At 60.4% G+C, this 21463-nt stretch carries 22 protein-coding genes and 1 pseudogene; 17 read left to right on the top strand and 6 right to left on the bottom strand.

Going from position 1 to position 21463, the window contains the following annotated elements:
• Nucleotides 1-5 precede the first annotated feature (5 nt).
• The 4 genes and pseudogenes from ACR0IM_RS13785 (at nucleotide 6) to uvrC (ending at nucleotide 4900) form a co-directional block, all read left to right on the top strand.
• Complete coding sequence (locus ACR0IM_RS13785) at nucleotides 6-803, top strand: S49 family peptidase (protein WP_480641874.1); 798 nt, start codon at nucleotides 6-8, stop codon at nucleotides 801-803.
• Between the two features lie 168 nt (nucleotides 804-971).
• Complete coding sequence (locus ACR0IM_RS13780; protein WP_480592612.1) at nucleotides 972-1934, top strand: calcium/sodium antiporter; 963 nt, start codon at nucleotides 972-974, stop codon at nucleotides 1932-1934.
• A gap of 15 nt (nucleotides 1935-1949) precedes the next feature.
• A pseudogene (locus tag ACR0IM_RS13775) lies at nucleotides 1950-2735 on the top strand (SDR family oxidoreductase); the annotation flags it as partial.
• Nucleotides 2736-3025: 290 nt separating this feature from the next.
• Nucleotides 3026-4900 (top strand): excinuclease ABC subunit UvrC, encoded by a 1875-nt coding sequence (gene uvrC / locus ACR0IM_RS13770; RefSeq protein ID WP_480592617.1) that lies wholly within the window; start codon nucleotides 3026-3028, stop codon nucleotides 4898-4900.
• Here the strand turns inward: uvrC and ACR0IM_RS13765 are convergent.
• Nucleotides 4897-5781: a DMT family transporter gene (locus tag ACR0IM_RS13765; protein WP_480682258.1), complete on the bottom strand. Its 885-nt coding sequence runs from the start codon at nucleotides 5779-5781 to the stop codon at nucleotides 4897-4899. The genes uvrC and ACR0IM_RS13765 overlap by 4 nt on opposite strands.
• Before the next feature lie 183 nt (nucleotides 5782-5964).
• Here ACR0IM_RS13765 and pgsA point away from each other — a divergent pair, with 183 nt between their 5' ends.
• The 3 genes from pgsA to ACR0IM_RS13750 are packed head-to-tail and all read left to right on the top strand — an operon-like array spanning nucleotide 5965 to nucleotide 7327.
• Nucleotides 5965-6633, top strand: coding sequence for a CDP-diacylglycerol--glycerol-3-phosphate 3-phosphatidyltransferase (pgsA, locus tag ACR0IM_RS13760; protein ID WP_480592621.1), 669 nt, complete (start codon nucleotides 5965-5967; stop codon nucleotides 6631-6633).
• A 3-nt stretch (nucleotides 6634-6636) separates the two neighbouring features.
• Entirely contained in the window at nucleotides 6637-6882 is a 246-nt protein-coding gene (gene moaD / locus ACR0IM_RS13755) for a molybdopterin converting factor subunit 1 (RefSeq protein ID WP_421597323.1), read from the top strand.
• 1 nt (nucleotide 6883) lies between these two features.
• Complete coding sequence (locus ACR0IM_RS13750; protein ID WP_480592624.1) at nucleotides 6884-7327, top strand: molybdenum cofactor biosynthesis protein MoaE; 444 nt, start codon at nucleotides 6884-6886, stop codon at nucleotides 7325-7327.
• A gap of 3 nt (nucleotides 7328-7330) precedes the next feature.
• Here ACR0IM_RS13750 and ACR0IM_RS13745 read toward each other — a convergent pair whose 3' ends face one another.
• From ACR0IM_RS13745 to ubiA, 3 genes are all read right to left on the bottom strand, one after another.
• Complete coding sequence (locus tag ACR0IM_RS13745; protein ID WP_480592626.1) at nucleotides 7331-7651, bottom strand: hypothetical protein; 321 nt, start codon at nucleotides 7649-7651, stop codon at nucleotides 7331-7333.
• A 1-nt stretch (nucleotide 7652) separates the two neighbouring features.
• Nucleotides 7653-9569 (bottom strand): OmpA family protein, encoded by a 1917-nt coding sequence (locus ACR0IM_RS13740; RefSeq protein WP_480682257.1) that lies wholly within the window; start codon nucleotides 9567-9569, stop codon nucleotides 7653-7655.
• 64 nt (nucleotides 9570-9633) lie between these two features.
• A complete protein-coding gene (gene ubiA / locus ACR0IM_RS13735) occupies nucleotides 9634-10596 on the bottom strand; it encodes a 4-hydroxybenzoate octaprenyltransferase (RefSeq protein ID WP_480592630.1) in 963 nt (320 codons plus the stop codon).
• Between the two features lie 12 nt (nucleotides 10597-10608).
• Between ubiA and ACR0IM_RS13730 the strand changes: the two genes are divergently transcribed.
• From ACR0IM_RS13730 to pheT, 8 genes are all read left to right on the top strand, one after another.
• Entirely contained in the window at nucleotides 10609-11334 is a 726-nt protein-coding gene (locus ACR0IM_RS13730) for a 16S rRNA (uracil(1498)-N(3))-methyltransferase (RefSeq protein ID WP_480682256.1), read from the top strand.
• Nucleotides 11331-12179, top strand: coding sequence for a GNAT family N-acetyltransferase (locus ACR0IM_RS13725; RefSeq protein WP_480682254.1), 849 nt, complete (start codon nucleotides 11331-11333; stop codon nucleotides 12177-12179). The genes ACR0IM_RS13730 and ACR0IM_RS13725 overlap by 4 nt, the downstream gene beginning before the upstream one ends.
• Nucleotides 12176-12703, top strand: coding sequence for a hypothetical protein (locus ACR0IM_RS13720; protein ID WP_480592636.1), 528 nt, complete (start codon nucleotides 12176-12178; stop codon nucleotides 12701-12703). The genes ACR0IM_RS13725 and ACR0IM_RS13720 overlap by 4 nt, the downstream gene beginning before the upstream one ends.
• Nucleotides 12704-12768: 65 nt before the next feature.
• A complete protein-coding gene (locus ACR0IM_RS13715; RefSeq protein ID WP_480682253.1) occupies nucleotides 12769-14139 on the top strand; it encodes a glutamate--cysteine ligase in 1371 nt (456 codons plus the stop codon).
• A gap of 70 nt (nucleotides 14140-14209) precedes the next feature.
• Nucleotides 14210-15283 (top strand): phenylalanine--tRNA ligase subunit alpha, encoded by a 1074-nt coding sequence (pheS, locus tag ACR0IM_RS13710; protein WP_480682252.1) that lies wholly within the window; start codon nucleotides 14210-14212, stop codon nucleotides 15281-15283.
• Nucleotides 15284-15589: a hypothetical protein gene (locus tag ACR0IM_RS13705; protein ID WP_480682250.1), complete on the top strand. Its 306-nt coding sequence runs from the start codon at nucleotides 15284-15286 to the stop codon at nucleotides 15587-15589.
• A 269-nt stretch (nucleotides 15590-15858) separates the two neighbouring features.
• Nucleotides 15859-16653, top strand: a complete 795-nt coding sequence (locus ACR0IM_RS13700) for a CE1 family esterase (protein WP_480682249.1) — start codon at nucleotides 15859-15861, stop codon at nucleotides 16651-16653.
• 78 nt (nucleotides 16654-16731) lie between these two features.
• Nucleotides 16732-19128: a phenylalanine--tRNA ligase subunit beta gene (gene pheT, locus ACR0IM_RS13695; RefSeq protein WP_480682247.1), complete on the top strand. Its 2397-nt coding sequence runs from the start codon at nucleotides 16732-16734 to the stop codon at nucleotides 19126-19128.
• 77 nt (nucleotides 19129-19205) lie between these two features.
• Here the strand turns inward: pheT and ACR0IM_RS13690 are convergent, their stop codons facing one another.
• Nucleotides 19206-19475 (bottom strand): hypothetical protein, encoded by a 270-nt coding sequence (locus tag ACR0IM_RS13690; RefSeq protein WP_480682246.1) that lies wholly within the window; start codon nucleotides 19473-19475, stop codon nucleotides 19206-19208.
• 48 nt (nucleotides 19476-19523) lie between these two features.
• Nucleotides 19524-19724, bottom strand: coding sequence for a hypothetical protein (locus ACR0IM_RS13685; RefSeq protein WP_480682245.1), 201 nt, complete (start codon nucleotides 19722-19724; stop codon nucleotides 19524-19526).
• Between the two features lie 227 nt (nucleotides 19725-19951).
• Between ACR0IM_RS13685 and ACR0IM_RS13680 the strand changes: the two genes are divergently transcribed.
• Nucleotides 19952-20401 carry a YtoQ family protein gene (locus ACR0IM_RS13680; RefSeq protein WP_480682243.1) on the top strand — a complete coding sequence of 150 codons (450 nt, stop codon included), beginning with the start codon at nucleotides 19952-19954 and terminating at the stop codon, nucleotides 20399-20401.
• 198 nt (nucleotides 20402-20599) lie between these two features.
• The gene (locus ACR0IM_RS13675) at nucleotides 20600-21406 is read left to right on the top strand and encodes a mechanosensitive ion channel family protein (protein WP_480641754.1); all 807 of its coding nucleotides are present in this window, start codon (nucleotides 20600-20602) and stop codon (nucleotides 21404-21406) included.
• Nucleotides 21407-21463: the final 57 nt, after the last annotated feature.

The raw sequence follows: 21463 nt of genomic DNA, 5'->3' as shown, positions 1-21463 counted from the left end.
CATCCATGAAACTCAGCCTGCCGTTTCTCAAAAAGCAACCCTGCGTGGCCGTTGTGCGCCTGTCCGGTGCCATCGGGATGGCCGGGCGTGGGTCGATGTCCGACACCGCGCTGGCCCCGGTACTCGAGAAAGCCTTTCGTAAGGGCAAACCCGCTACTGTCGCGCTAGAGATCAACTCGCCCGGTGGCTCGCCGGTGCAAAGCTCGTTGATTGGCGCGCGAATCCGGCGTCTGTCCGATGAACTGAATGTCCCCGTCATCGCGTTTGTCGAGGATGTGGCGGCCTCGGGTGGTTACTGGTTGGCTGCTGCGGCGGACGAGATTTATGCCGATGACAGTTCGGTGTTGGGGTCAATCGGGGTGATTTCGTCCGGCTTTGGTGCCCATGTCCTGCTGAAACGGCAGGGAATCGAGCGACGTGTGCATACGGCGGGGCAGTCGAAATCCATGCTCGACCCGTTTGCGCCGGAAAAGAAAGAGGATGTTGCGCGGCTGGAAACCCTGTTGGCCGACATCCACGAGAATTTCATCACCCATGTAAAAACCCGCCGTGGCAGCAAGCTGGACGAAAGTCAGGACCTGTTCACCGGCGAAATCTGGCTGGCACGGCGGGCGCAGGAACTGGGCTTGATCGATGGCATCGCGCATCTGAAACCGAAGATGCAGGAACGCTTTGGCGACAAGGTCAAGTTTCGCCGCTATGGGCTGCGCAAACCGATCTGGTCGCGGTTCGGCACCTCGCTGGCGCAGGACGCCATCGCCGGGCTTGAGGAGCGTGCTGCCTACGCGCGTTTCGGTTTGTGACGTGATTATCAAGATTGTCACCCTGTTTCTGATTGCCATGGGTGTATTGGCGATGTTCGGCAAGCTGCGCTTTCCGGGGCAGAAAAGGTTGCAATCCTCAAGATGCCCGCGCTGCAGACGGTTCAGGATCGGCAAAGGCCCCTGCGCCTGCGAAAAAGGAGGCCGTACATGACGGCATGGCTGTTATCCGGCCTTGGATTGTTGATCCTGTTGCTGGCGGGTGACGCACTGGTGCGCGGTGCAGTGAACCTGAGCCTGCGTCTTGGCGTGCCCGCGCTGATCGTCAGCCTGACGATCGTGGCCTTTGGCACCTCGGCGCCCGAGCTTTTGATCGCCATCAGCGCGATCAAGGAAAACGCGCCGGGGATCGCCCTTGGTAACGTGGTCGGGTCGAATACGGCGAATATCCTCTTGGTTTTGGGTGTGCCGGCCTTGCTGTCGACACTGCACACCAGCGAATGCAACAGCCGCAGGAACTATGTTTTCATGCTGTTGGCTTCGGTGCTGTTCATCGGTCTGGCCTTTTGCGGTGTGTTCACTCTGGTCAGTGGGGCGATCCTGCTCGCGGCATTGGGTCTGGTTCTGTGGAACGCCTTCCGCGAGGCGCATGCGCACCGCAAAGCCTGTGGTCAGGCCTGCGCCGAAGATGAAGATCTGGACGGTCTGGAAGAGGCCGACCCCAACATGGCCTACTGGAAGATTTCGATATATCTGGTGCTGGGCCTGATTGGCCTGCCGATGGGGGCGCATCTGTTGGTCGAATATGCCACGGTCATCGCCCTCACCTACGGCGTAAGCGAAACGGTGATCGGCTTGACGCTGGTTGCGGTCGGGACATCTCTGCCGGAACTGGCGACAACAGTGATGGCGGCGCTGCGGCGGCAGGCGGATGTGGCGCTGGGCAATGTGATCGGGTCGAACATGTTCAACCTGCTGGCCATTGTCGGGATTGCCACGCTGGTTGGACCGATTCCTGTTGATCCGGAATTCCTGCGGTTCGACCTGTGGGTCATGCTGGGTGCCTCTCTGCTGCTGGCCCCGTTCGTGTTTTTCAAACAGGACATCACACGCACCTGGGGTTTCGTGTTGACCCTGCTATATGCAGTCTACGTCGTCGTGTTGCTGGTGTGATTAGATCAAGAGGAAACGTCCATGACCCGAGCGTTAGTGACCGGTGCCGGAATTCGTCTTGGCCGGGCCATGGCCCTGTATCTTGCGCGTCGCGGCTATGACGTTGCCGTGCATTTCGCCACTTCGGAACAGCCCGCGCAGGAAACGGTAGCCGAAGTTCAGGCCCTAGGCCGTAAGGCGGTGGCTTTGCAGGCCGATCTACTGGACGAGGCACAGGTCAGCGCGCTGCTGCCCCGTGCGGCCGAGGCGCTGGGCGGACCGATCACCTGTCTGGTCAACAATGCCTCGATCTTTGAATACGACAATATCAGCACGGCCACCCGGCAAAGCTGGGACCGGCATATGGACAGCAATCTGCGCGCACCCTTTGTGCTGACGCAGGCGATGGCAGAACAGGGGCTGACGCCAGACACGGATGAGGCGGGCGAACCCGTCGCCACCGGGCTGATAGTGAACATGGTCGATATGCGGGTACGCAAGCTAACGCCCGAGTTCATGTCCTATACCATCGCCAAGATGGGCCTGTGGGCGCTGACCCGCACCGCCGCTCAGGCGCTGACCCCTGCGATCCGCGTCAACGCCATCGGCCCCGGACCGACGATTCAGGGGCATCGGCAATCCGCAGATCACTTTAAGGCACAGCGTGCCAACACGGTGCTGGAGCGCGGGGCGAACGCCGCGGATATCACGGCTGCCTTGGGGTATTTTCTGGATGCACATGCCGTTACCGGACAGCTTTTATGCGTGGATGGCGGGCAGCATCTGGGCTGGCAAACGCCGGATGTTCTGGGGGTAGAATAGGTAATTCTGTTGCAAGTTTTGCACCGCTCGCATTCCTGTTACCTGCTCGTTACAAAAATGTCTTGTTTTTCATGTACTTGCCTTGTGCACAAAATAATATAACATAAAAACAATAGGTTACACATGTGCCTATTTTTTGTGCAAATTGGGAAATCCGCAAGTAAACAAGGGAAATTCGCCGTCCCCGGAAACTTATCTGCACAGTTATCCACAGAAACCGTGGATTTGTTTTCTCTTGATCTGCGGCCCTCAAGATTGCAGCCGCGGTCAGGGAATCATATCTCAGGCCCATGACGACCCAGGACGAATCGAATCCGGACATTCAGCCCACCGGCTATGCTTGTATCCAGCGCTATGTGAAAACGCTGGACAGCTCGCCCGGTGTGTACCGGATGCTGGATGCCGACAGCCGGGTTCTGTACGTGGGAAAGGCGCGGAATCTGAAGGCGCGGGTATCGAACTATACGCGCCCGGGTCATTCGGGGCGGATCGAAAAGATGATCGCTTCGACCGCTTCGATGATGTTCCTGACCACGCGGACCGAGACCGAGGCGCTGCTGCTTGAGCAGAACTTGATCAAGCAGCTCAAACCCAAATACAATGTGCTGTTGCGGGACGATAAAAGCTTTCCCAATATTTTGGTCGCCAAGGAACACGCCTTTCCACAGATCAAAAAGCATCGTGGTGCAAAGAAAGAGAAAGGCGCTTATTTCGGTCCCTTCGCCAGTGCCGGCGCGGTGAACCGGACCCTGAACCAGCTGCAAAAGGCGTTCCTGCTGCGCAATTGCTCAGATTCCATGTTCGACAGCCGTACGCGGCCCTGTCTGCTCTATCAGATCAAGCGCTGTTCGGGGCCGTGTGTCGGGCTGATCTCGGAGGTGGATTACCGTGAGAGCGTCAAGGATGCCGAACGTTTCCTGTCGGGCCGCTCGACCAAAGTGCAGGAAGAGCTGGCCGAGCAGATGATGGCCGCGTCCGAGGCGATGGAGTTCGAACGCGCCGCCGGTCTGCGAGACCGTATCCGGGCGCTGACCCAGGTACAGACCTCTCAGGGTATCAACCCGCGCGGCGTAGCCGAGGCGGACATAATCGGGCTCTATATGGATAGCGGGCAGGCGTGCGTTCAGGTGTTCTTTATCCGCGCTAACCAGAATTGGGGGAACAAGGATTTCTACCCCCGGGTCGGGGCGGATGTGTCCCCGGCTGAGGTGATGGAAGCGTTCCTCGGCCAGTTCTACGACAACAAGGAACCGCCGCGGCAGTTGATCCTGTCGGATGGGATCGAAAACGCCGACCTGATGCAGGAGGCTTTGTCTGAAAAGGCGGACCGCAAGGTGGAAATCCTTGTTCCTCAACGCGGCGAGAAACAGGAACTGGTTGCCGGAGCCCTGCGCAATGCGCGTGAGTCTCTGGCCCGCCGCATGTCAGAAAGCGCGACGCAGGCCAAGCTGCTGCGCGGTGTGGCCGAGGCGTTTGATCTGGATAACCCGCCGAGCCGGATCGAGGTCTACGATAACAGCCACATTCAGGGCACAAATGCGGTGGGCGGCATGATCGTCGCGGGCCCCGAGGGGTTTATGAAGAACGCCTATCGCAAGTTCAATATCCGTGGTGATGACCTGACCCCGGGCGATGACTTCGGCATGATGAAAGAGGTTCTGACCCGCCGCTTTACCCGTCTGCAGAAAGAAGATCCGGATCGTGACAAGGGCATGTGGCCCGACCTTCTGCTGATTGACGGCGGGGCCGGGCAGGTTAGTGCGGTGCATGAGATCATGCAGGCCCATGGGGTTGAGGATATTCCGATGGTCGGGGTTGCCAAGGGCGTAGACCGCGACCATGGCAAGGAAGAGTTCCATCGCATCGGTCAGCGACCCTTCGCGCTGAAACGCAATGACCCGGTCTTGTACTTCGTCCAGCGCCTGCGAGATGAGGCGCACCGCTTTGCCATTGGTACCCACCGCGCCAAACGGGCCAAGGCTGTGGGCGCAACGCCTTTGGACGAAATCCCCGGAGTGGGGGCTGCAAGGAAACGGGCGCTATTGGCGCATTTCGGCAGCGCTAAGGCGGTAAGCCGCGCGAACTTGGCAGATTTGAAGGCGGTCGACGGGATTTCGGCCGGGTTGGCGCAGAAGGTCTATGACTTCTTTCACGACAAGGGCTAGGTCTTTCGTCCGCGCCACAGGATATAAAGCCCCGAGGCCACGATCAGCGCGCTGCCAATCCACATAGTCTGATCCAGTTGCTCACCAAACATGACCACGCCCAAGCCGACACCGAACAGCAGGCGGGAATAGCGGAAGGGCGTGACAGCCGAGACTTCACCCGTCCGCATGGCTTTCATCAGCGCGGAGTAAGCTGCCGTGCCCATCAGAATCGCGCCGCCCACATGCAGGCTAGTGTGCAGGTCCAGCGGTGCCATCGGTACACCCTCCCAGAACCGATAGGCCAGCCCGGCGACGATGATGCAAAGAAAGCCGTAGAAGCCCAGCACCTCGGTCCCCAGCGTTGCCGGCGCGGCACGGCTGGCCAGATCACGCCCGGCAAAGCCCAGCATGCCCAGCACCGCAAGGATGGAGAGGGCCGAGAAACTGTCACCGGTCGGCTGGATGATCACAACCACACCGATGAGGCCGATCAGAATGGCGCTCCACCGGCGCCAGCCGACTGTTTCGCCAAAGAACAACGCGGCCCCTGCGACCACGACCAGCGGAGTGGCCTGCAGGATTACCGTGGCCGCGGATAAAGGGGTCAGCGTGATGGCCAGTACATAGAACAGCCGCCCGAGGATTTCGAACAGCACTCGCACTTTCATGGGGCGGGATAACACATCAGGGTGAAACAATGATGTTCCGCGCAGCACGGCTGTAACCGCAAAGATCACCGACCCGCCCGCACCGAACAGCAGCAGGATTTGCCAGATAGGAAGGGCCGCGGATGCACCCTTCAACAGCGCATCCTCCAGCGCGAACAACGCCATTCCGGCGATCATCCACGCGCTGCCGATCAGGTTGGATCGGGGGTCGGTTTGAATATGTGCAGTCACGACGTGCCTTTGCTCCTGAACCGTCCGCCAATCTGACTGCAAAGACGCTGCGCGCCAAGCGGTATCTGACTGAGAGTTCCCGGTTGCGACCCTTTGCCTTTTAGCCCTGCAACCGCCTGTGATCGGGTCAGTTTTTTGCCTGCCCGTCTTTTCTGTCCCGAACCGGCAATGTAGTGTCGAACCATGAAGTGGAACCTGCCCAATATTCTGACAGTGCTGCGCCTTCTTGCAGCTCCCGGTCTGGCCGTGATGTTTCTATATTTCAGCCGCCCTTACGCAGACTGGTTCGCGCTGATCCTGTTCATGACAGCGGCGATCACCGACTGGTTCGATGGCTACCTGGCCCGTGCGTGGAAACAGGAAACCAAGATCGGCGCAATGATGGATCCGATTGCTGACAAGGCGATGGTGGTGATCGCGCTGATGATCCTTGTGGGTTATTCGACCGAGCACTGGACACCATGGCTGGTGCTGCCCGCCACCATGATCCTGTTCCGCGAGGTGTTTGTCTCGGGCCTGCGTGAATACCTGGGCGATACGGCGGGCACGCTGAAAGTGACCAAGCTGGCCAAGTGGAAGACGACGGCGCAGATGGTTGCCATTGCGGTTCTGTTCTCGCAGGGGATATTCGAGCATAATTTCGTCATGGCCACCTTCGGTATGGACGCCGTGACGATGGATCAGGTTCTGACGGGACAAGTCGAGGACCTGAACCACATCCGCTGGCATCTGGAAGGGATGTTCTGGTCCGGCCGTATCGGTTTGTGGCTGCTGTGGATTGCCGCCACACTGACATTGATCACCGGCTATGACTACCTACGTAAAGCCATGCCCCATCTGAAGGAGAGCTAACCGATGGACGTGCTGTATTTCGCCTGGGTGCGCGAACGCATCGGCCTGCCGAAAGAAAAGGTCGAAACACAGGCCGCAACAGTCTCTGATCTGGTGGTCGAACTCAGCGCGCGCGAAGACCGGTATGCGGCGGCCTTCGCCGATCTGTCTGCGCTGCGGGTCGCACTGGATCAGGAGCTTTCGGATTTTGACGCCTCGCTGGCAGGCGTGCGCGAGGTCGCGTTTTTTCCGCCGATGACCGGTGGCTAGGATGCGTATTGCGGTTCAGGAAGAAGCGTTCGATCTGGGGGCTGAAGCCAACGCATTTGCGTCGGGCAACGCAGCCAACGGGGCGATTGTGACCTTTACCGGTGTCGTGCGTGATCTGGCCTCGGGCGATCTGGATGTGATGGAGATCGAGCATTACCCCGGCATGACCGAACGCGCCCTTGCAAAGATCGCCGAAGAGGCGCGATCACGCTGGTCGCTGGGTGATGTGCTGGTGATCCACCGCCACGGGCGACTGGCGCCGGGGGATCGGATCATGATGGTTGCCACGGCCGCCCGGCATCGCAAGGACGCGTTCGAGGCAGCAGAGTACCTGATGGACTACCTGAAATCCCGTGCGCCGTTCTGGAAGAAGGAAATCACCAAAACCGGTGAAGAATGGGTTGCCGCGAAGGAAGAAGACGAGGATGCGCTGACCCGCTGGTAGGGTTTAATCCGCGTTGTTTAAGCGGCCGCGCATTTCTTCGGCCTCTTGTCGGGCGGCCCGCAGGCCGTCCATGGCGGCGGCCAGTTCGGCCTCGGTCTGGGTCAGTTGGTTGGTCAGTTCGGCCTCGCGCTGTTGCAGGTAAGTGATCGCCTGATCGCGGGTTTCTTCGGCCTCGTGCAACTCCTGGCTCATGCGGTCCAGATCGGCCACATCGCTTTGGCGGACGCGGGACAGGCGGTGCGCCAGCCAGTTGGCGAACCAGCCCATGCAGAAGGCCGCGAACAGGATGATGGCGGTGGCGATGATAAATTCGATTCTGTTCACTTTACTGGTCCCCTGCATCCGCGTCTGAGGCGGTGCTGTCCGTCTGTTCGGCCTCGATCGTTTCCGCCTCGATCGCGTCCAGACCGGTTTCCGTGTTTTCCACCGGCTCGGGGCGGATCAGGCGGAACTCGATCCGGCGGTTTTCCTCGCGGCCTTCTTCTGTGTCGTTGTCGGCGATTGGTTGCGATTCCCCATAGCCCATGGCGGTATAACTGGCAGTGGGCACGCGGCGCCCGCGCAGCTCGTTCAGGATGGATTGTGCCCGCGCCTGGCTGAGCTGTTGGTTCATTTCCTCGCGGCCCTGGCTGTCGGTATGGCCCTGAATCTCCAACCGGATGGGGCCGCATTTGCGCAGGATGTCGGCAATCTGGTTCACCGTATCGCGCGAGTCGGCGGCGACGGTGGCCGAGCCCGGCTCGAAGGCGATCTTGGTGTCGGCCTGAACCTCGGCGATCCTCTCTTCACACACCTCGGGGTCGGGCAGTTTGTCCTCGGGCTCGGGCGGTTCCTGATAAGTGATCGACAGGGTGAATTCCTGCGCGTCACCCAACTTTTCTGACAGCAGACCCGCTATCTGCGCTTTCGTATCTGGGTCGTGGCTGATGCCGTTCAGGACCAGATCATCCGGCGTGATCGTCAAAGCACCGTTGTGCAACTGTGCCAGCGCTTCCAGCCCGGTCAGAATACGAACCGGCCAGCCCATCGGCAAACTGTCCGGGGCAATGCGGGTCGCGGTGTAGACCATTTCCGAGCCAAAGGCGGCGCGGGCATAGCTGTCCACCATGTCGCGCTGTGTCTCGTCGCCCAGACGTCCGCGCATCTGCACCAACCCTTCGGGGCTGCGCGTGGCATTGAATTCAGGCGGGCCTTCCTCACCTTCGGTATCGAGGGGGGGCAGAATGGCGTGTAGGGCAAAGACCGGGGGCAGGGCGTTCTCAAGCTCGCCCACCACGCGGTCGAACGCCCCGGCTTCGGTGCCTTCTGCTGCAGCCAGTGTGATATCCGCATCCGACATGGTCACAGAACCGCCGCCCAACTCGGCCAGCGCGTTGATACTCAGCACTGCGGCTTCGGACCAGCGAGGCGACGGCACGCCCAGCCCAATGGTGCAACTATAGGGGCCGGTCATGCCCGCCTGTTGTGCGGCGGTGATGATCGCGTCGCGGGCCTTTTCGTCCTGGGCCGAGCAGGCATCGAACTGGCCGCCATTCGCGTCGATCAGAAAGCGCAGGGTAAAGGGTGTGATCACCGGGCGCGGGGCCGAGATCGACAGTCCGATCCGCAAGCTTGGCGGTGCGGTGCGGGTCAGATCCTGTTCCAGCTTTTCCTTTTCCCGCTGGCTGTCGGCAATTGCGGTGATTTTGACCAACCCTGGGCTGGCCGAGATTTTGGCGCGCGGCAGGCGCGTTAACGCGTCAACGGCATAGGTGATCGCGGCATCCCACCCTTTGGGCTTGGGATAGTCGGCGGTTTCCATCAGGTCCGAAACCGGGGCGCCACCGTCCAGATTGCTCAACCGCTCCATCAACGCCTCGCGGTCCTCGCTGGCAGGGATCAGGCCGATCACCGAAATGCCGCTGTCATTGCGCAGGATCTCGGCAGAGAACCGGGGGGCGGCCAGTTCTGTTGTCGGGGCCACCTGCATTTCGTCGATTACCCGCGAGGTATCGACCTCGGTTCCCGCCGCGGTCAGCGCGTTGAAGCGTGTGGCCTCGTCCGTGGCAGTCCCCGTCAGCACCACGCGCAAACCGTCTGAATGCACCTCGGCCCAGTCATGCCCTTTCAGGTCCAGCGCCCGGCGCACGGCAAATTCTGAGGATTCTTCGACCTTGGTTACCGCAAAACTGGCGGCCAGCAGGCACAAGCCCGCCGACGCGAGGAAGATAAGACCTACGGCAAAGAAATAGGGCAAACGCATGTGCGGGTTATCGACTCCTCAAGCGAATGTGCGAACTCTTACCTAGCCCCGCGCCAAGGTGCAATCAGAGCAACAGCGCGACGCAGAGGAAGATCAGCGGAATAAGGCCGGTATCCCGGTTGGCACGGAACAATTGCAGCAGTTTCGCGTTGTCTTCAATATCCAGACCGCGCAGCTGCCACGACATGTGCCAGCCCATCGCCCAGGGTCCACCCAAGGCAACGGCCAGCGCCAGTACCGAGGCCTGTGCCAACACCCCGTCGATGATCGCCAGCCCCATCAGAAAGACCGTGGCCACAAGAAAGTATTTCAGCCAGCGCGCAGTGTCGGTGCCAAACAGCCGGGCGGTCGACTTGATGCCGATCAGTTCGTCATCTTCGGCGTCCTGATGGGCATAGATCGTGTCATAAAACAGCGTCCAGGCGATGCCCGCCAGATAGAGCGTGATCGCGGGCAGGCCGACCGTGCCCGTATGCGCCGCCCAAGCCAGCAAGATGCCCCAGTTGAAGGCCAGCCCCAAAAACACCTGCGGCCACCACGTGAACCGCTTGGCATAGGGGTAGATTGTCACCGGCAACAGAGACAGCACGCCCATTGCAATAGCGGCCTGGTTGAAGCTCAGCAGTATCCCCAGTGCCAGCAGACATTGCAGGCCCATCCAGAGCACCGCCTGACGCACGCTGACCTGACCAGAGGGAATCGGGCGCGATCGTGTGCGCTCGACCTGACCGTCGAATTTGCGGTCTGTGATGTCGTTCCAGGTGCAGCCCGCGCCGCGCATCAGGAAGGCGCCGATGGCACAACCGATTGCGATCCACAGATCCTCCCACCGTGGATTGCCATCGCTGAGAATCGCCAGCGCCAGACCCCACCAGCAGGGAATCAGCAGCAGCCACGTGCCGATGGGCCGGTCCGCGCGGCTGAGGCGCAGGTAGGGGCGGGCGAAAGCGGGCGCGTGGGTGTCGACCCAGTTGCCACTGACCGCATCTGCGACCTGACCGTCTGGTGTTGGGGCGTTGCCTTGCATATGTAACGTCTCATGAGTGCAAAGATCAGACTGTATGTAGAGCACCCTCTGGGTCAGGGGCAATCGGTAGATTTGACGCGCGAACAGGCCCATTACCTGTTCGGCGTCATGCGTCTGACCGCGGGGGGGCAGGTGGCCCTGTTCAATGGCAGGGACGGAGAGTGGCTGGCCGAGGTGGCCGAGGCGGGCAAGCGCGGCGGAATTTTGACCTGCGTGGAACAGACCAGACCTTTGCAACGGCCGCCCGACCTGTGGTTCCTGTTTGCGCCGATCAAAAAAGCGCGCACGGATTTCATCGTCGAAAAGGCGGCGGAAATGGGCGCGGCGCGTATCCTGCCGGTGCAGACCGAGTTCACCAATTCCGAACGCATTCGTCAGGACCGTCTACAGGCCCATGCCGTCGAGGCCGCCGAGCAATGCGGCGGGACGTTCGTGCCCGAAGTCGCCGATCTGCAACGGTTGGGTCGCGTTCTGGACGCGTGGCCCGAAGGCCGACAGCTGATGTTCTGCAACGAGGCCGAGGTCGGCTCGGCCCTGCGTCTGGCGGCTAACGAAAAGGGTCTGCCCTGGGCGATTCTGATCGGCCCCGAGGGTGGTTTCTCGGATCGTGAGCGAGCACGGCTGACGGCGCTGCCCTATGCGCATGTGGTCAGCCTTGGCCCGCGTATCCTGCGCGCGGATACGGCGGCGGTGGCATCGCTGACCATGTGGCAGCAGGCGCTGGGGGATTGGTCTTGAATTGGAGACTCGCGACGGATGCGGACGTGCAAAAGATCGATGCGTTCCTGTCGCAGCACATCCAGACCTCGATGTTTCCATTGGCCAATCTGCGCGATTTCGGCCTGCGCGGCGATGATCCGCGATCCCTGAACATCTGGGTGTTGGGCGATGGCCCGCGCGCCATTTTTGCCATTACCAACGAAGGCATGGTTTTGGCACAATGCCCCGATTGCTCGGATGCCGAGCTTGCCGCAGCAATTTCCCTGATCCGGGGCCACAAGCTGTTTGGAGTCGCATCCGAGGCGACACAAGCTCGCCGGATCATGCAACTGGCGGGCTGGGGAAGTCGGCCTGCGACCCTGAACAGTGATGAGCCCGGCTTTACCCTGCAATTGGATGATCTTGTCCTGCCGGACACGTCAGGGGCAAAGTTGGTTCCATTGGATGATGTGGAACGTTCCATTCCCGAAACCTGGCGCGAAAACTATCTGGTCGAGGCCATGGATTTCACCCCCGAAGGCGCGCAGGTGCAGGCGAAAAAGGACATCGCAAATTATGTTGAGCGGAACTCGCACCGGGTTCTGTTGATCGACGGCCTACCCGTCGCCATGACAGGTTTCAACGCCCGCCTGCCCGAAGTTGTGCAGATCGGAGGGGTCTATACTCCACCCGACCTGCGCGGCCGTGGCTTTGCCCGGCTGGCCGTCGCGCTGCATCTGGTTGAGGCCCGCAACGGCGGGGCGTCCCGCGCGGTTCTGTTCGCGGCTTCTGATTCCGCGGCGCGTGCCTATATGGGTATTGGATTCAAACCCGCAGGGCAGTTTTCTCTGATCCTGTTCACCAACCCCGAGGACCCGGCATGAGTTTCATCCGACCCGAAGCCAAACTGACCCTGTGGCGCTGGCGCGAAGTGCTGGTGGCGGGGCTTGTGCTGCTGGTCGGTCTCAGCTGGATCAGCGGCCCCGGCGGGCTGCTGGGATGGCTGGGTTGGGTGCTGGTGGCAGTATCGGTGGCGCTGGCCGTGATCGGAATTCAGCGTGCCCGTTTTCGTACGGGCGTCGGCGGCCCCGGTGTGGTGACCATCGACGAAGGCCAGATCATATATCTTGGCCCGCTGGACGGCGGCATGGTTGCCGCGCGGGAAATCGAACGGCTGGCGCTGGACCCGACCGCGTCTCCGGCGCATTGGGTGCTGGAACAGCCGGGTCAGCCAGTGCTTCACATTCCTGTGAATGCCGAAGGGGCCGAGGCGCTGTTCGATGTCTTCTCGGCCCTGCCGGGGCTGAAAACCGAACAGATGCTGGCCGAACTGAACAGCGGGGCGGCGCATCCGGTAGTGATTTGGGAACGCACACCATCCCGTCCTGCCCACCTTAGGCTGCATTGACACTGACGCGGTTTGCCCCCACGACTGACCAACTAAACAGACACATCAGGATCGGAGCGCAATTCATGTCCATCCCCCAATCCGGCGGCGGGCCGATCGAACGTCATGAGCAACTGGCCGAATACCTGGAATCGGGCTGCAAGCCCAAGCAGGATTGGCGCATCGGGACCGAGCACGAGAAGTTCGGCTATTGCAAGGACACCCTGAAACCGCTGCCGTTTGAAGGAACGCGATCCATTGTTGCCGTCCTTGAAGGTCTGCGGGACCGTCATGGCTGGGCCGAAGTGCGCGAAAGCGACAAACTGATCGGTCTGGAAAAGGACGGCGCCAACGTCAGCCTCGAACCCGGTGGCGCGCTGGAACTGTCGGGGGCTCCGCTGGAGACGATCCACGAGACCTGCGATGAGGTGAATACCCACCTGCGCGAGGTGAAGGACATCGCCGACGAGATCGGCGTTGGTTTCATCGGTCTGGGTGCCGCTCCGATCTGGACCCATGACGAGATGCCATTGATGCCCAAAGGGCGTTATCGGCTGATGAACGACTACATGGAGAAAGTTGGCACCATGGGCCGCGCCATGATGCGGCGCACCTGTACGGTGCAGGTCAATATCGACTTCGGATCCGAGGCCGACATGGTGCAGAAACTGCGCGTGGCGCTGGCCCTGCAGCCGGTGGCGACGGCGCTGTTTGCAAATTCTCCTTTCTTTGAAGGCAAGGTCAACGGCCAGAAAAGCTGGCGCAGCTATATCTGGCGGCATCTGGACGATGCGCGCACCGGGATGCTGCCCTTCGTGTTCGAAGAGGGCTTCGGGTTCGAGCGCTACGTGCAATACGCGCTCGATGTGCCGATGTACTTCGTCTATCGCGATGGCCAGTATGTCGACGCGCTGGGCATGTCCTTCCGCGACTTTCTGCAGGGCAAACTGCCCGCGCTGCCGGGTGAGACGCCGACCCTGTCCGATTGGGCCGATCATCTTACCACTGCCTTCCCGGAAGCGCGGATCAAGAAATTCATGGAGATGCGCGGGGCCGACGGCGGCCCGTGGCGTCGTCTTTGTGCGCTACCCGCATTCTGGGTTGGCCTGACCTATGACCAAAGCGCGCTGGATGCGGCATGGGATCTGGTCAAAGGCTGGGATGCCGAAACCCGTGAAGCCTTGCGCATTGAGGCTGCCAAAGACGGGCTGCAAGCTCAGGTTGGCAAGATCAACATGCGCGACCTGGCGCGCGAGGTGGTTGCGATCTCTGAGGCTGGTCTGAAATCCCGCGCCTTCCCCGGTGCAGGCGGTCTGGTGCCCGATGAAACGCATTTTCTGAACGCGCTGAAAGACAGCCTTGAGACCGGCAAGGTTCCGGCCGATGAGTTGCTGGAACACTACAATGGCGACTGGAATGGCGATCTGACACGGGTGTTCCCGGAATACAGCTACTGATCCGTTCAGTCCGGCTTGCATTCGCGGGGCTGGCCCGATAGCAGGTTCCCGACCAAACTCAGAGGGCGTCATGGACGATCTTAAGGCAAAATATCTGGGCCAAATCACTGAGGCAGCCGACGAGAACGCGCTTGAGGCGATCCGCGTCGCCGCCGTGGGCAAAAAAGGCGAGGTCGCGCTGAAGATGCGCGAGCTGGGCAAAATGACCCCCGAAGAGCGTCAGGTCGCAGGCCCCGCGCTGAACGCCCTGAAGGATGAGATCAATTCGGCCCTGTCCGCCAAGAAAGCCGCTCTGGCCGATGCCGCGCTGGATGAGCGTCTGCGCACCGAATGGCTGGACGTCACCCTGCCGACCCGCGCCCGCCGCCAGGGTTCGATCCACCCGGTCAGCCAGGCGACCGAGGAACTGACCGCGATCTTTGCCGAGCTGGGCTTCTCGGTGGCCGAAGGACCGCGGATCGAAGACGACTGGTACAATTTCGACGCCCTGAACATCCCCGGCCACCACCCTGCACGGGCCGAGATGGACACATTCTACATGCACCGCGCCGAGGGCGACAATCGCCCGCCGCACGTGCTGCGCACCCATACTTCGCCGGTGCAGATCCGCTCGATGGAGAAACAGGGTGCGCCGATCCGCGTGATCTGTCCTGGTGGTGTGTACCGCGCCGACTATGACCAGACCCACACGCCGATGTTCCATCAGGTCGAAGGGCTGGCCATCGACAAGGACATCTCGATGGCGAACCTGAAATGGGTTCTGGAAGAGTTCGTGAAGGCCTTTTTCGAGGTCGACGACGTCGAGCTGCGCTTCCGCGCCTCGCACTTCCCCTTCACCGAACCGTCGGCCGAGGTCGATATCCGCTGTTCCTGGGATAACGGTCAGCTGAAGATCGGCGAGGGTGACGACTGGATGGAGATTCTGGGTTCCGGCATGGTCCACCCCAAGGTGATCGCCGCCGGTGGCATTGATCCGGATGTCTATCAGGGCTTCGCGTTCGGGATTGGGATCGACCGTTTGGCGATGCTGAAATACGGCATTCCTGACCTGCGGGCGTTCTTTGATAGCGATCTGCGCTGGCTGCGGCACTATGGGTTTGCGGCGCTGGATATGCCGAACCTGCATGGTGGTTTGAGTCGGTAAATGTATCCGCTGGTTTTTTATCTGGCTCGTTACATCGATTGGTGGCACCTTCGCGTGGCCAAGGCTCCATTTCTATGGCTGATCGGAATAATTGTTGCGGCAAACGTTCTCCAGTTTCCGGTAATCCGTTTGTTCGGATCGTCCTTTGCGTGGGTCTTGCTGATCGTAGCTGTAGCGTTAGTTCCGGGAATGTGGGCGGCGCTCTTAGGCGTTTCTAAGAAGCTGAATCCGAGTAAAGAAACCGAGGATCAAAAAGCCTTGGCTAAGAAGTTCATTGATGAGTTCGCGAAAAAACGGTCGAAATAGCGGCGCGGAGCAAAGGCCGACAGGCCACAGCGCTATCGGTCGTTCATTGCGGCGCCATTGGTTCAAGCCCAATGGACGACACCGCCCGGACGGGCTGGCGATTTGTCTCCGTCGGCACAACGTTTGAACGATACACGGGTTTGGCGAACATAAACTGCCCACCATAACCTGAGGATCGCCACCCCGCGGTCTGGCGACAGCGCGGCTTGTTTCATGCGCCCACGGGGTTGTGACGTGACAGCGGGCGCAGGCTCGCTAGGGTTCGACGGATGATTTACCGACTGCTCTGCCTCTTCCTGCTGACCGCCACCCAAGCTAATGCTATCGAAACCTGCCACGGAGATACCGCCTGCCCGGTGGGCGACCGCTCGTATCATGTGCTGGAACCCGATGGCTGGGACGGGCAAAGCCCTCTGCCGGTGTTGTTGCATTTCCATGGTTGGTCGCGGCAGGGGACGGTAGTGGTGAACCATGAACGCATTGCCGGGGCCACGAAACTGCGTGGCGTGTTGCTTGTGGCCCCGAACGGGCTGGGCAAAAGCTGGAATTTCTGGTCGGCGGATACCGGGGATGTGGCTTTTGCCGATCGGGTGCTTGAGGATGTCGCCAAGCGGTACCCGATTGATCCGGAGCGCATCTATGTCTCGGGTTATTCCTTCGGCGGCGCGATGGCGTGGCGCTATGTCTGTCAGTCGGGCAATGACACGGCGGCGCTGCTGGCCGTTGCGGGCAGCATCCGGCAGACGGAAGCCTGCCCCGAGGCTCCGCGCGAGGTGCGCCATGTGCACGGGCTGGACGATACGGTGATGGATTTCCCCTTTGGCCCCGGTGGCGACACGACCTATCCGGTGGCGCTGTGGCGGCAAAAGTACAACTGCAACGGTGCTATCCCGCGCGGGGATTGGAGCGTGAAACCGTTCCTGACGCTCAGCCGTGTGGAATGGACCGATTGCGCGCAGGGGCAGGTGGTGCTGGACACCCATCCCGGCGGGCATTTCATCCCCCATGGCTGGATCGGCTGGCAATTGGACGAGCTTTTGGGCCGCACCCCCACCTATCCGTGACGCGCAGCGCTTGCACCCCGGCGCAATCTTTGCCATTGCCTGTGCCGACTGGATGTTTGCCAAAAAAGGCCCCGTGCAATGAAATTCACTCTGTCCTGGCTGAAAGACCACCTCGACACTGACGCCTCGGTTGATGAGATCGCCGAAGCGCTGACCGATCTCGGGCTTGAGGTCGAAGAGATTGTGAACCCGGCGGACCGGCTGGCAGGCTTTACGCTGGGCTATGTGAAACATGCCGAGAAACACCCCGACGCCGACAAGCTGCGCGTCTGCAAGGTGGACACGGATGAAGGTGAGCTGCAGATCATCTGCGGAGCGCCCAACGCGCGTGAGGGCATCACCGTCGTGGTTTGCAAACCGGGCATGTATATCCCCGGTCTGGACCTGACAATTAGCGTCGGCAAGATCCGCGGTGTCGAAAGCTTTGGCATGATGGCGTCCGAGCGCGAGTTGGAGCTGTCGGACGAGCATGACGGCATCATCGAGCTGCCCTCGGGCGAGGTGGGTGACAAGTTCATCGATTGGCTGGCTGAGAACGACCCGTCCAAGGTCGATCCGATGATCGAGATCGCGATCACCCCGAACCGCCCGGATGCGCTGGGCGTGGCGGGCATCGCGCGCGATCTGGCGGCGCGGGGTGTGGGTACGCTGAAAGAGCGTGACTATGTGCCGGTGCCGGGCGATTTCGAAAGCCCGATCAAGGTGACCATCGACGAGGATACTCTGGACGGGGCGCCGCATTTCACCGGTCGTCTGATCAAGGGCGTCAAGAACGGCCCCAGCCCGCAATGGCTGCAGGATCAGCTGAAGGCAATCGGTCTGCGTCCGATCTCGGCTTTGGTGGATATCACCAACTACATGACCTTCGACCAGAACCGCCCACTGCACGTCTTTGATGCGGACAAGGTGCAGGGCAACCTGCGCGTTCACCGTGCCAAGGGAGGCGAGACGCTGGTAGCGCTGGATGAGAAAGAATACACCCTGCAGCCCGGCATGATGGTGATTTCGGATGACAAGAGCCCGGAATCCATCGCCGGTATCATGGGCGGCGAGAAAACCGGTTGTACCGAGGACACGGTGAACGTGTTCCTCGAAAGCGCGTTCTGGGATCATGTGCAGATCGCGCTGACCGGTCGTGCGCTGAAGATCAACTCGGACGCGCGGTACCGGTTCGAGCGCGGTGTTGATCCTGAGTACACCCTGGAAGGGTTGGAGCAGGCGACACAGATGATCCTGGATATCTGCGGTGGCGAGGTGTCTAAGGTGGTCGAGGCCGGCAAAGCCCCGAACCACGCGCGCGCTTATAAGCTGGATGCCGAGCGGGTTCAGTCTCTGGTCGGTATGGACATCCCCGAGAGCGAGCAGCGCCAGACCCTGACCCGTCTGGGTTTCCGTCTGGAAGGTGAGATGGCCCATGTCCCCAGCTGGCGCCCCGATATCATGGGCGAGGCCGATCTGGTGGAAGAGGTCGCGCGGATTGCCTCGCTGACCAAGCTGCAGGGCAAACCTCTGCCGCGTATTTCCGAGGGTATCCCGAAACCGGTGATGACCCCGACGCAGCGCCGTCAATCCATGGCACGGCGCACCTGTGCCGCGCTGGGGTACAACGAATGTGTGTCCTATACGTTCATCGATCAGGCCTCGGCGGCGCTGTTCGGTGGTGGGGACGCGGCGACTCAGCTGGAAAACCCTATCTCGTCCGAGATGAGCCATATGCGCCCTGATCTGCTGCCCGGCCTGCTGCAGGCTGCCGCCCGCAATCAGGCGCGCGGCTATGCTGACGTGGCGCTGTTCGAGGTCGGCCCCGTCTTCCACGATGGAGAGCCCGGCGACCAGAAAACCCAAATCACCGGCCTGCTGGTTGGCCGCAACGGTCCCAAGGACGTGCATGGCGCCTCGCGCCCGGTCGATGTTTTCGACGCCAAGGCCGATGCCGAGGCCGTGCTGGCCGCTATCGGTGCGCCCGCCAAGGTGCAGATCCTGCGCGAAGGTGATGCCTGGTGGCATCCGGGCCGTCACAGTAGGATTTGTCTGGGCCCAAAAAAGGTGTTGGGCGTGTTCGGTGAACTGCACCCGCGTATCCTGCAGGCGATGGATATCAAAGGCCCGGCAATGGCCTTCACCATCTGGCCGGACGAGGTGCCTCTGCCCCGGAAATCCGGTGCGACCCGGGCGGCGTTGGAACTGCGTGACCTGCAAGCGGTCGAGCGTGACTTTGCCTTCGTCGTCGATGAAGGTGTCGAAGCGCTGACACTGGTGAACGCCGCAGCCGGAGCCGACAAGGCACTGATCGAGGATGTGCGCGTCTTTGACGAATTCATCGGCGGCAGCCTGGGTGAGGGCAAGAAATCTCTGGCCATCACTGTGCGCCTGCAGCCGACGGATGCGACGCTGAAGGAAAAAGACATCGAAGCGGTGGCCGAGAAAATCATCGCCAAGGTCACCAAGGCCACCGGCGGGGTTCTGCGCGGGTAAGCCGACTGGTTGTATGACCATTCCAAGAAAAAGGGCCTCCAAATGCGGAGCCCCTTTTTAGTTTTGTAGACGCCTGTTCAGTACGAGATGTTTTCGTGCAGAAAGTCTTTCCAGCTATCAATGTGGATCCACTTTTTCGCGAAGCGCTCGACAAACTTTTTGGCGAACGCATCGATGTAAGCGTGATCCGCTGGCGACATTGCTTCCCCTTTGCGATCACCCGACTGAATGCGCAATGTGTCAGGGTCTTTGTAAGCCGGTAGACGTGCTGGGTTGTTGGTTCCGTTGTCTCGGCAGATTTGATCCAGCAACAACATTAAGTAGTGAGTTTGGGTTTCGTCCGCCAAGCGATGGCATTCTCTTTTTTAGATGCTGTATCTCAAGTCCAAGACTTCTTATTGAAGTCTGAATATCTCTTCCCGAAGCTCCTCATTCGTCGCTGCTTTCTGTTCGGCTTTGATCTTCTGCGCGACTGCGGCGCCCAGCATATGGGCCATATCTTCCATATCGCGGTTTTGCTGACGGCTACGCTTGTCCTGTACCTGAGTATTCTTCGTCAGCCCTGCGCGAACGAACCCGTCCAAAAACTTGCTCATATTTTTGCCTCTTCTGTCCCAACCGTTTCTTCTCTGGTCGAACCGTGTTCGTCGAAAACTGTTTAAAATCATTGCCTTACTCGCACGCCGTCGAATTTGCGAGAGTGGTCAACGACCTTTCAGCTCCTGCGGGTGCAGGGGAAAAACCGCTCCCTTTGCCCGATCCCTCTCTTGGGTTGTCGCAGCAATAGCACTAGGGTCGCCGCAAAAGGTTTAAGGAGACACCCATGGGACTGAACGTTTACCTCTCTGGCGAAATCCATACTGACTGGCGCGAACAGATCATCGACGGAGCACAGGGATTGGACATCACCTTCAACAGCCCCGTCACCGATCACGACGCCAGTGATGATTGCGGTGTTGCCATTCTGGGGGCCGAACCGAACAAGTACTGGCACGACCACAAGGGCGCGATGGTCAATGCGATCCGCACCCGCAAGGGTATTGCGGATGCTGATGTGGTCGTGGTCCGGTTTGGCGAGCAGTACAAACAATGGAACGCAGCCTTTGACGCGGGCTATGCGGCGGCGCTGGGCAAGTCATTGATCGTGCTACACGGCCCCGATCACCAGCACGCGCTGAAAGAGGTTGACGCCGCTGCGCTGGCCGTGGCCGAGCAGCCCTCTCAGGTTGTTGAGGTGTTGCGCTACGTTCTGACCGGGAAGCTGCCGGGCTAAGCAGCCAGCAACAAGGGCTGTGCTCAGCCCGTGCGATCTGCAGCCGTCTTGTTGGCCCTGTCAACTGGTGGACGTTTGTAGGTCAATAACGGGGAAAACCGGGGAAACTGGCACCTAGACCCAACCGCTTTTTTTGCTAAAACTTTGGCGAATCCCGCGCGACAGACGCGGGTTTCCTACTGTTGAAAGGAGAGTCGCGTGGATGAGGTCGTAACACAGGTGGGTGCGTTTGCCCCGCTGATCATGAACGCGGTCAAAGCGCTGATCGTTCTGATACTTGGCTGGATCGTGGCAGGTGCGATTGCAGGAATGGTGCGTCGGCGGATCAACGCGACGCCGCAGATTGACCCGACCTTGGGCAATTTCGTCGCCAGTCTGGTCAAATGGGTCATCCTTGCGATGGTTCTGGTCGCCGTTCTGGGGATTTTCGGGATCGAGGCCACCAGCATCGTTGCCATTCTGGGTGCCGCGTCGCTGGCAATTGGTCTGGCGCTTCAGGGGACACTCAGCGATTTGGCGGCTGGTGTCATGCTGGTGGTTTTCCGCCCGTACAAGCTGGGCCAATATGTTGATATTGGCGGCACTGCGGGAACGGTGAAGGACCTGAACCTGTTCACCACCGAACTGGTGACGCCGGACAATGTGCAGATCATCGTGCCCAACGGGCAAAGCTGGGGTTCGATCATCACCAACTACTCGGCGCATGACACGCGGCGTGTCGATCTGGTGTTTGGCATCGACTATGGCGACAGCGCGGACGAGGCGATGAAGATCATTCTGGATGTCGCCAAGGCAGACGAGCGGATTCACAGCGATCCTGAGCCCTGGGTGCGGGTGACCAACTTGGGCGACAGCTCGGTCGATCTGACCGCGCGCCTGTGGTGTGCCGCAGCGGATTACTGGGATGTGAAATTCGAAGTCACCAAGGCGGTGAAAGAGGCGTTCGATGCCAAGGGCGTTTCGATCCCGTATCCGCATTCGGTGGAGATCCACAAAGAGGCGTAAGCCTTCCGCTCGTTGATCGGGCATTGAAATGCCCTCGTCCGGTTGGGCCGGGCGCCG

The organism is Ruegeria sp. BF6, assembly GCF_056538665.1.
The sequence above is the reverse complement of the archived record's forward strand: the minus strand, read 5'-3'. Positions and strand labels throughout refer to the sequence as shown.

Excerpts from the sequence above, each read along its gene's own strand:
- ACR0IM_RS13785 (WP_480641874.1), top strand. The coding sequence starts at position 6 with ATGAAACTCAGCCTGCCGTTTCTCAAAAAGCAACCCTGCGTGGCCGTT.
- ACR0IM_RS13780 (WP_480592612.1), top strand. The coding sequence starts at position 972 with ATGACGGCATGGCTGTTATCCGGCCTTGGATTGTTGATCCTGTTGCTG.
- uvrC (WP_480592617.1), top strand. The coding sequence starts at position 3,026 with ATGACGACCCAGGACGAATCGAATCCGGACATTCAGCCCACCGGCTAT.
- pgsA (WP_480592621.1), top strand. The coding sequence starts at position 5,965 with ATGAAGTGGAACCTGCCCAATATTCTGACAGTGCTGCGCCTTCTTGCA.
- moaD (WP_421597323.1), top strand. The coding sequence starts at position 6,637 with ATGGACGTGCTGTATTTCGCCTGGGTGCGCGAACGCATCGGCCTGCCG.
- ACR0IM_RS13750 (WP_480592624.1), top strand. The coding sequence starts at position 6,884 with ATGCGTATTGCGGTTCAGGAAGAAGCGTTCGATCTGGGGGCTGAAGCC.
- ACR0IM_RS13740 (WP_480682257.1), bottom strand. The coding sequence starts at position 9,569 with ATGCGTTTGCCCTATTTCTTTGCCGTAGGTCTTATCTTCCTCGCGTCG.
- ubiA (WP_480592630.1), bottom strand. The coding sequence starts at position 10,596 with ATGCAAGGCAACGCCCCAACACCAGACGGTCAGGTCGCAGATGCGGTC.
- ACR0IM_RS13730 (WP_480682256.1), top strand. The coding sequence starts at position 10,609 with ATGAGTGCAAAGATCAGACTGTATGTAGAGCACCCTCTGGGTCAGGGG.
- ACR0IM_RS13720 (WP_480592636.1), top strand. The coding sequence starts at position 12,176 with ATGAGTTTCATCCGACCCGAAGCCAAACTGACCCTGTGGCGCTGGCGC.
- ACR0IM_RS13715 (WP_480682253.1), top strand. The coding sequence starts at position 12,769 with ATGTCCATCCCCCAATCCGGCGGCGGGCCGATCGAACGTCATGAGCAA.
- pheS (WP_480682252.1), top strand. The coding sequence starts at position 14,210 with ATGGACGATCTTAAGGCAAAATATCTGGGCCAAATCACTGAGGCAGCC.
- ACR0IM_RS13705 (WP_480682250.1), top strand. The coding sequence starts at position 15,284 with ATGTATCCGCTGGTTTTTTATCTGGCTCGTTACATCGATTGGTGGCAC.
- ACR0IM_RS13700 (WP_480682249.1), top strand. The coding sequence starts at position 15,859 with ATGATTTACCGACTGCTCTGCCTCTTCCTGCTGACCGCCACCCAAGCT.
- pheT (WP_480682247.1), top strand. The coding sequence starts at position 16,732 with ATGAAATTCACTCTGTCCTGGCTGAAAGACCACCTCGACACTGACGCC.
- ACR0IM_RS13685 (WP_480682245.1), bottom strand. The coding sequence starts at position 19,724 with ATGAGCAAGTTTTTGGACGGGTTCGTTCGCGCAGGGCTGACGAAGAAT.
- ACR0IM_RS13680 (WP_480682243.1), top strand. The coding sequence starts at position 19,952 with ATGGGACTGAACGTTTACCTCTCTGGCGAAATCCATACTGACTGGCGC.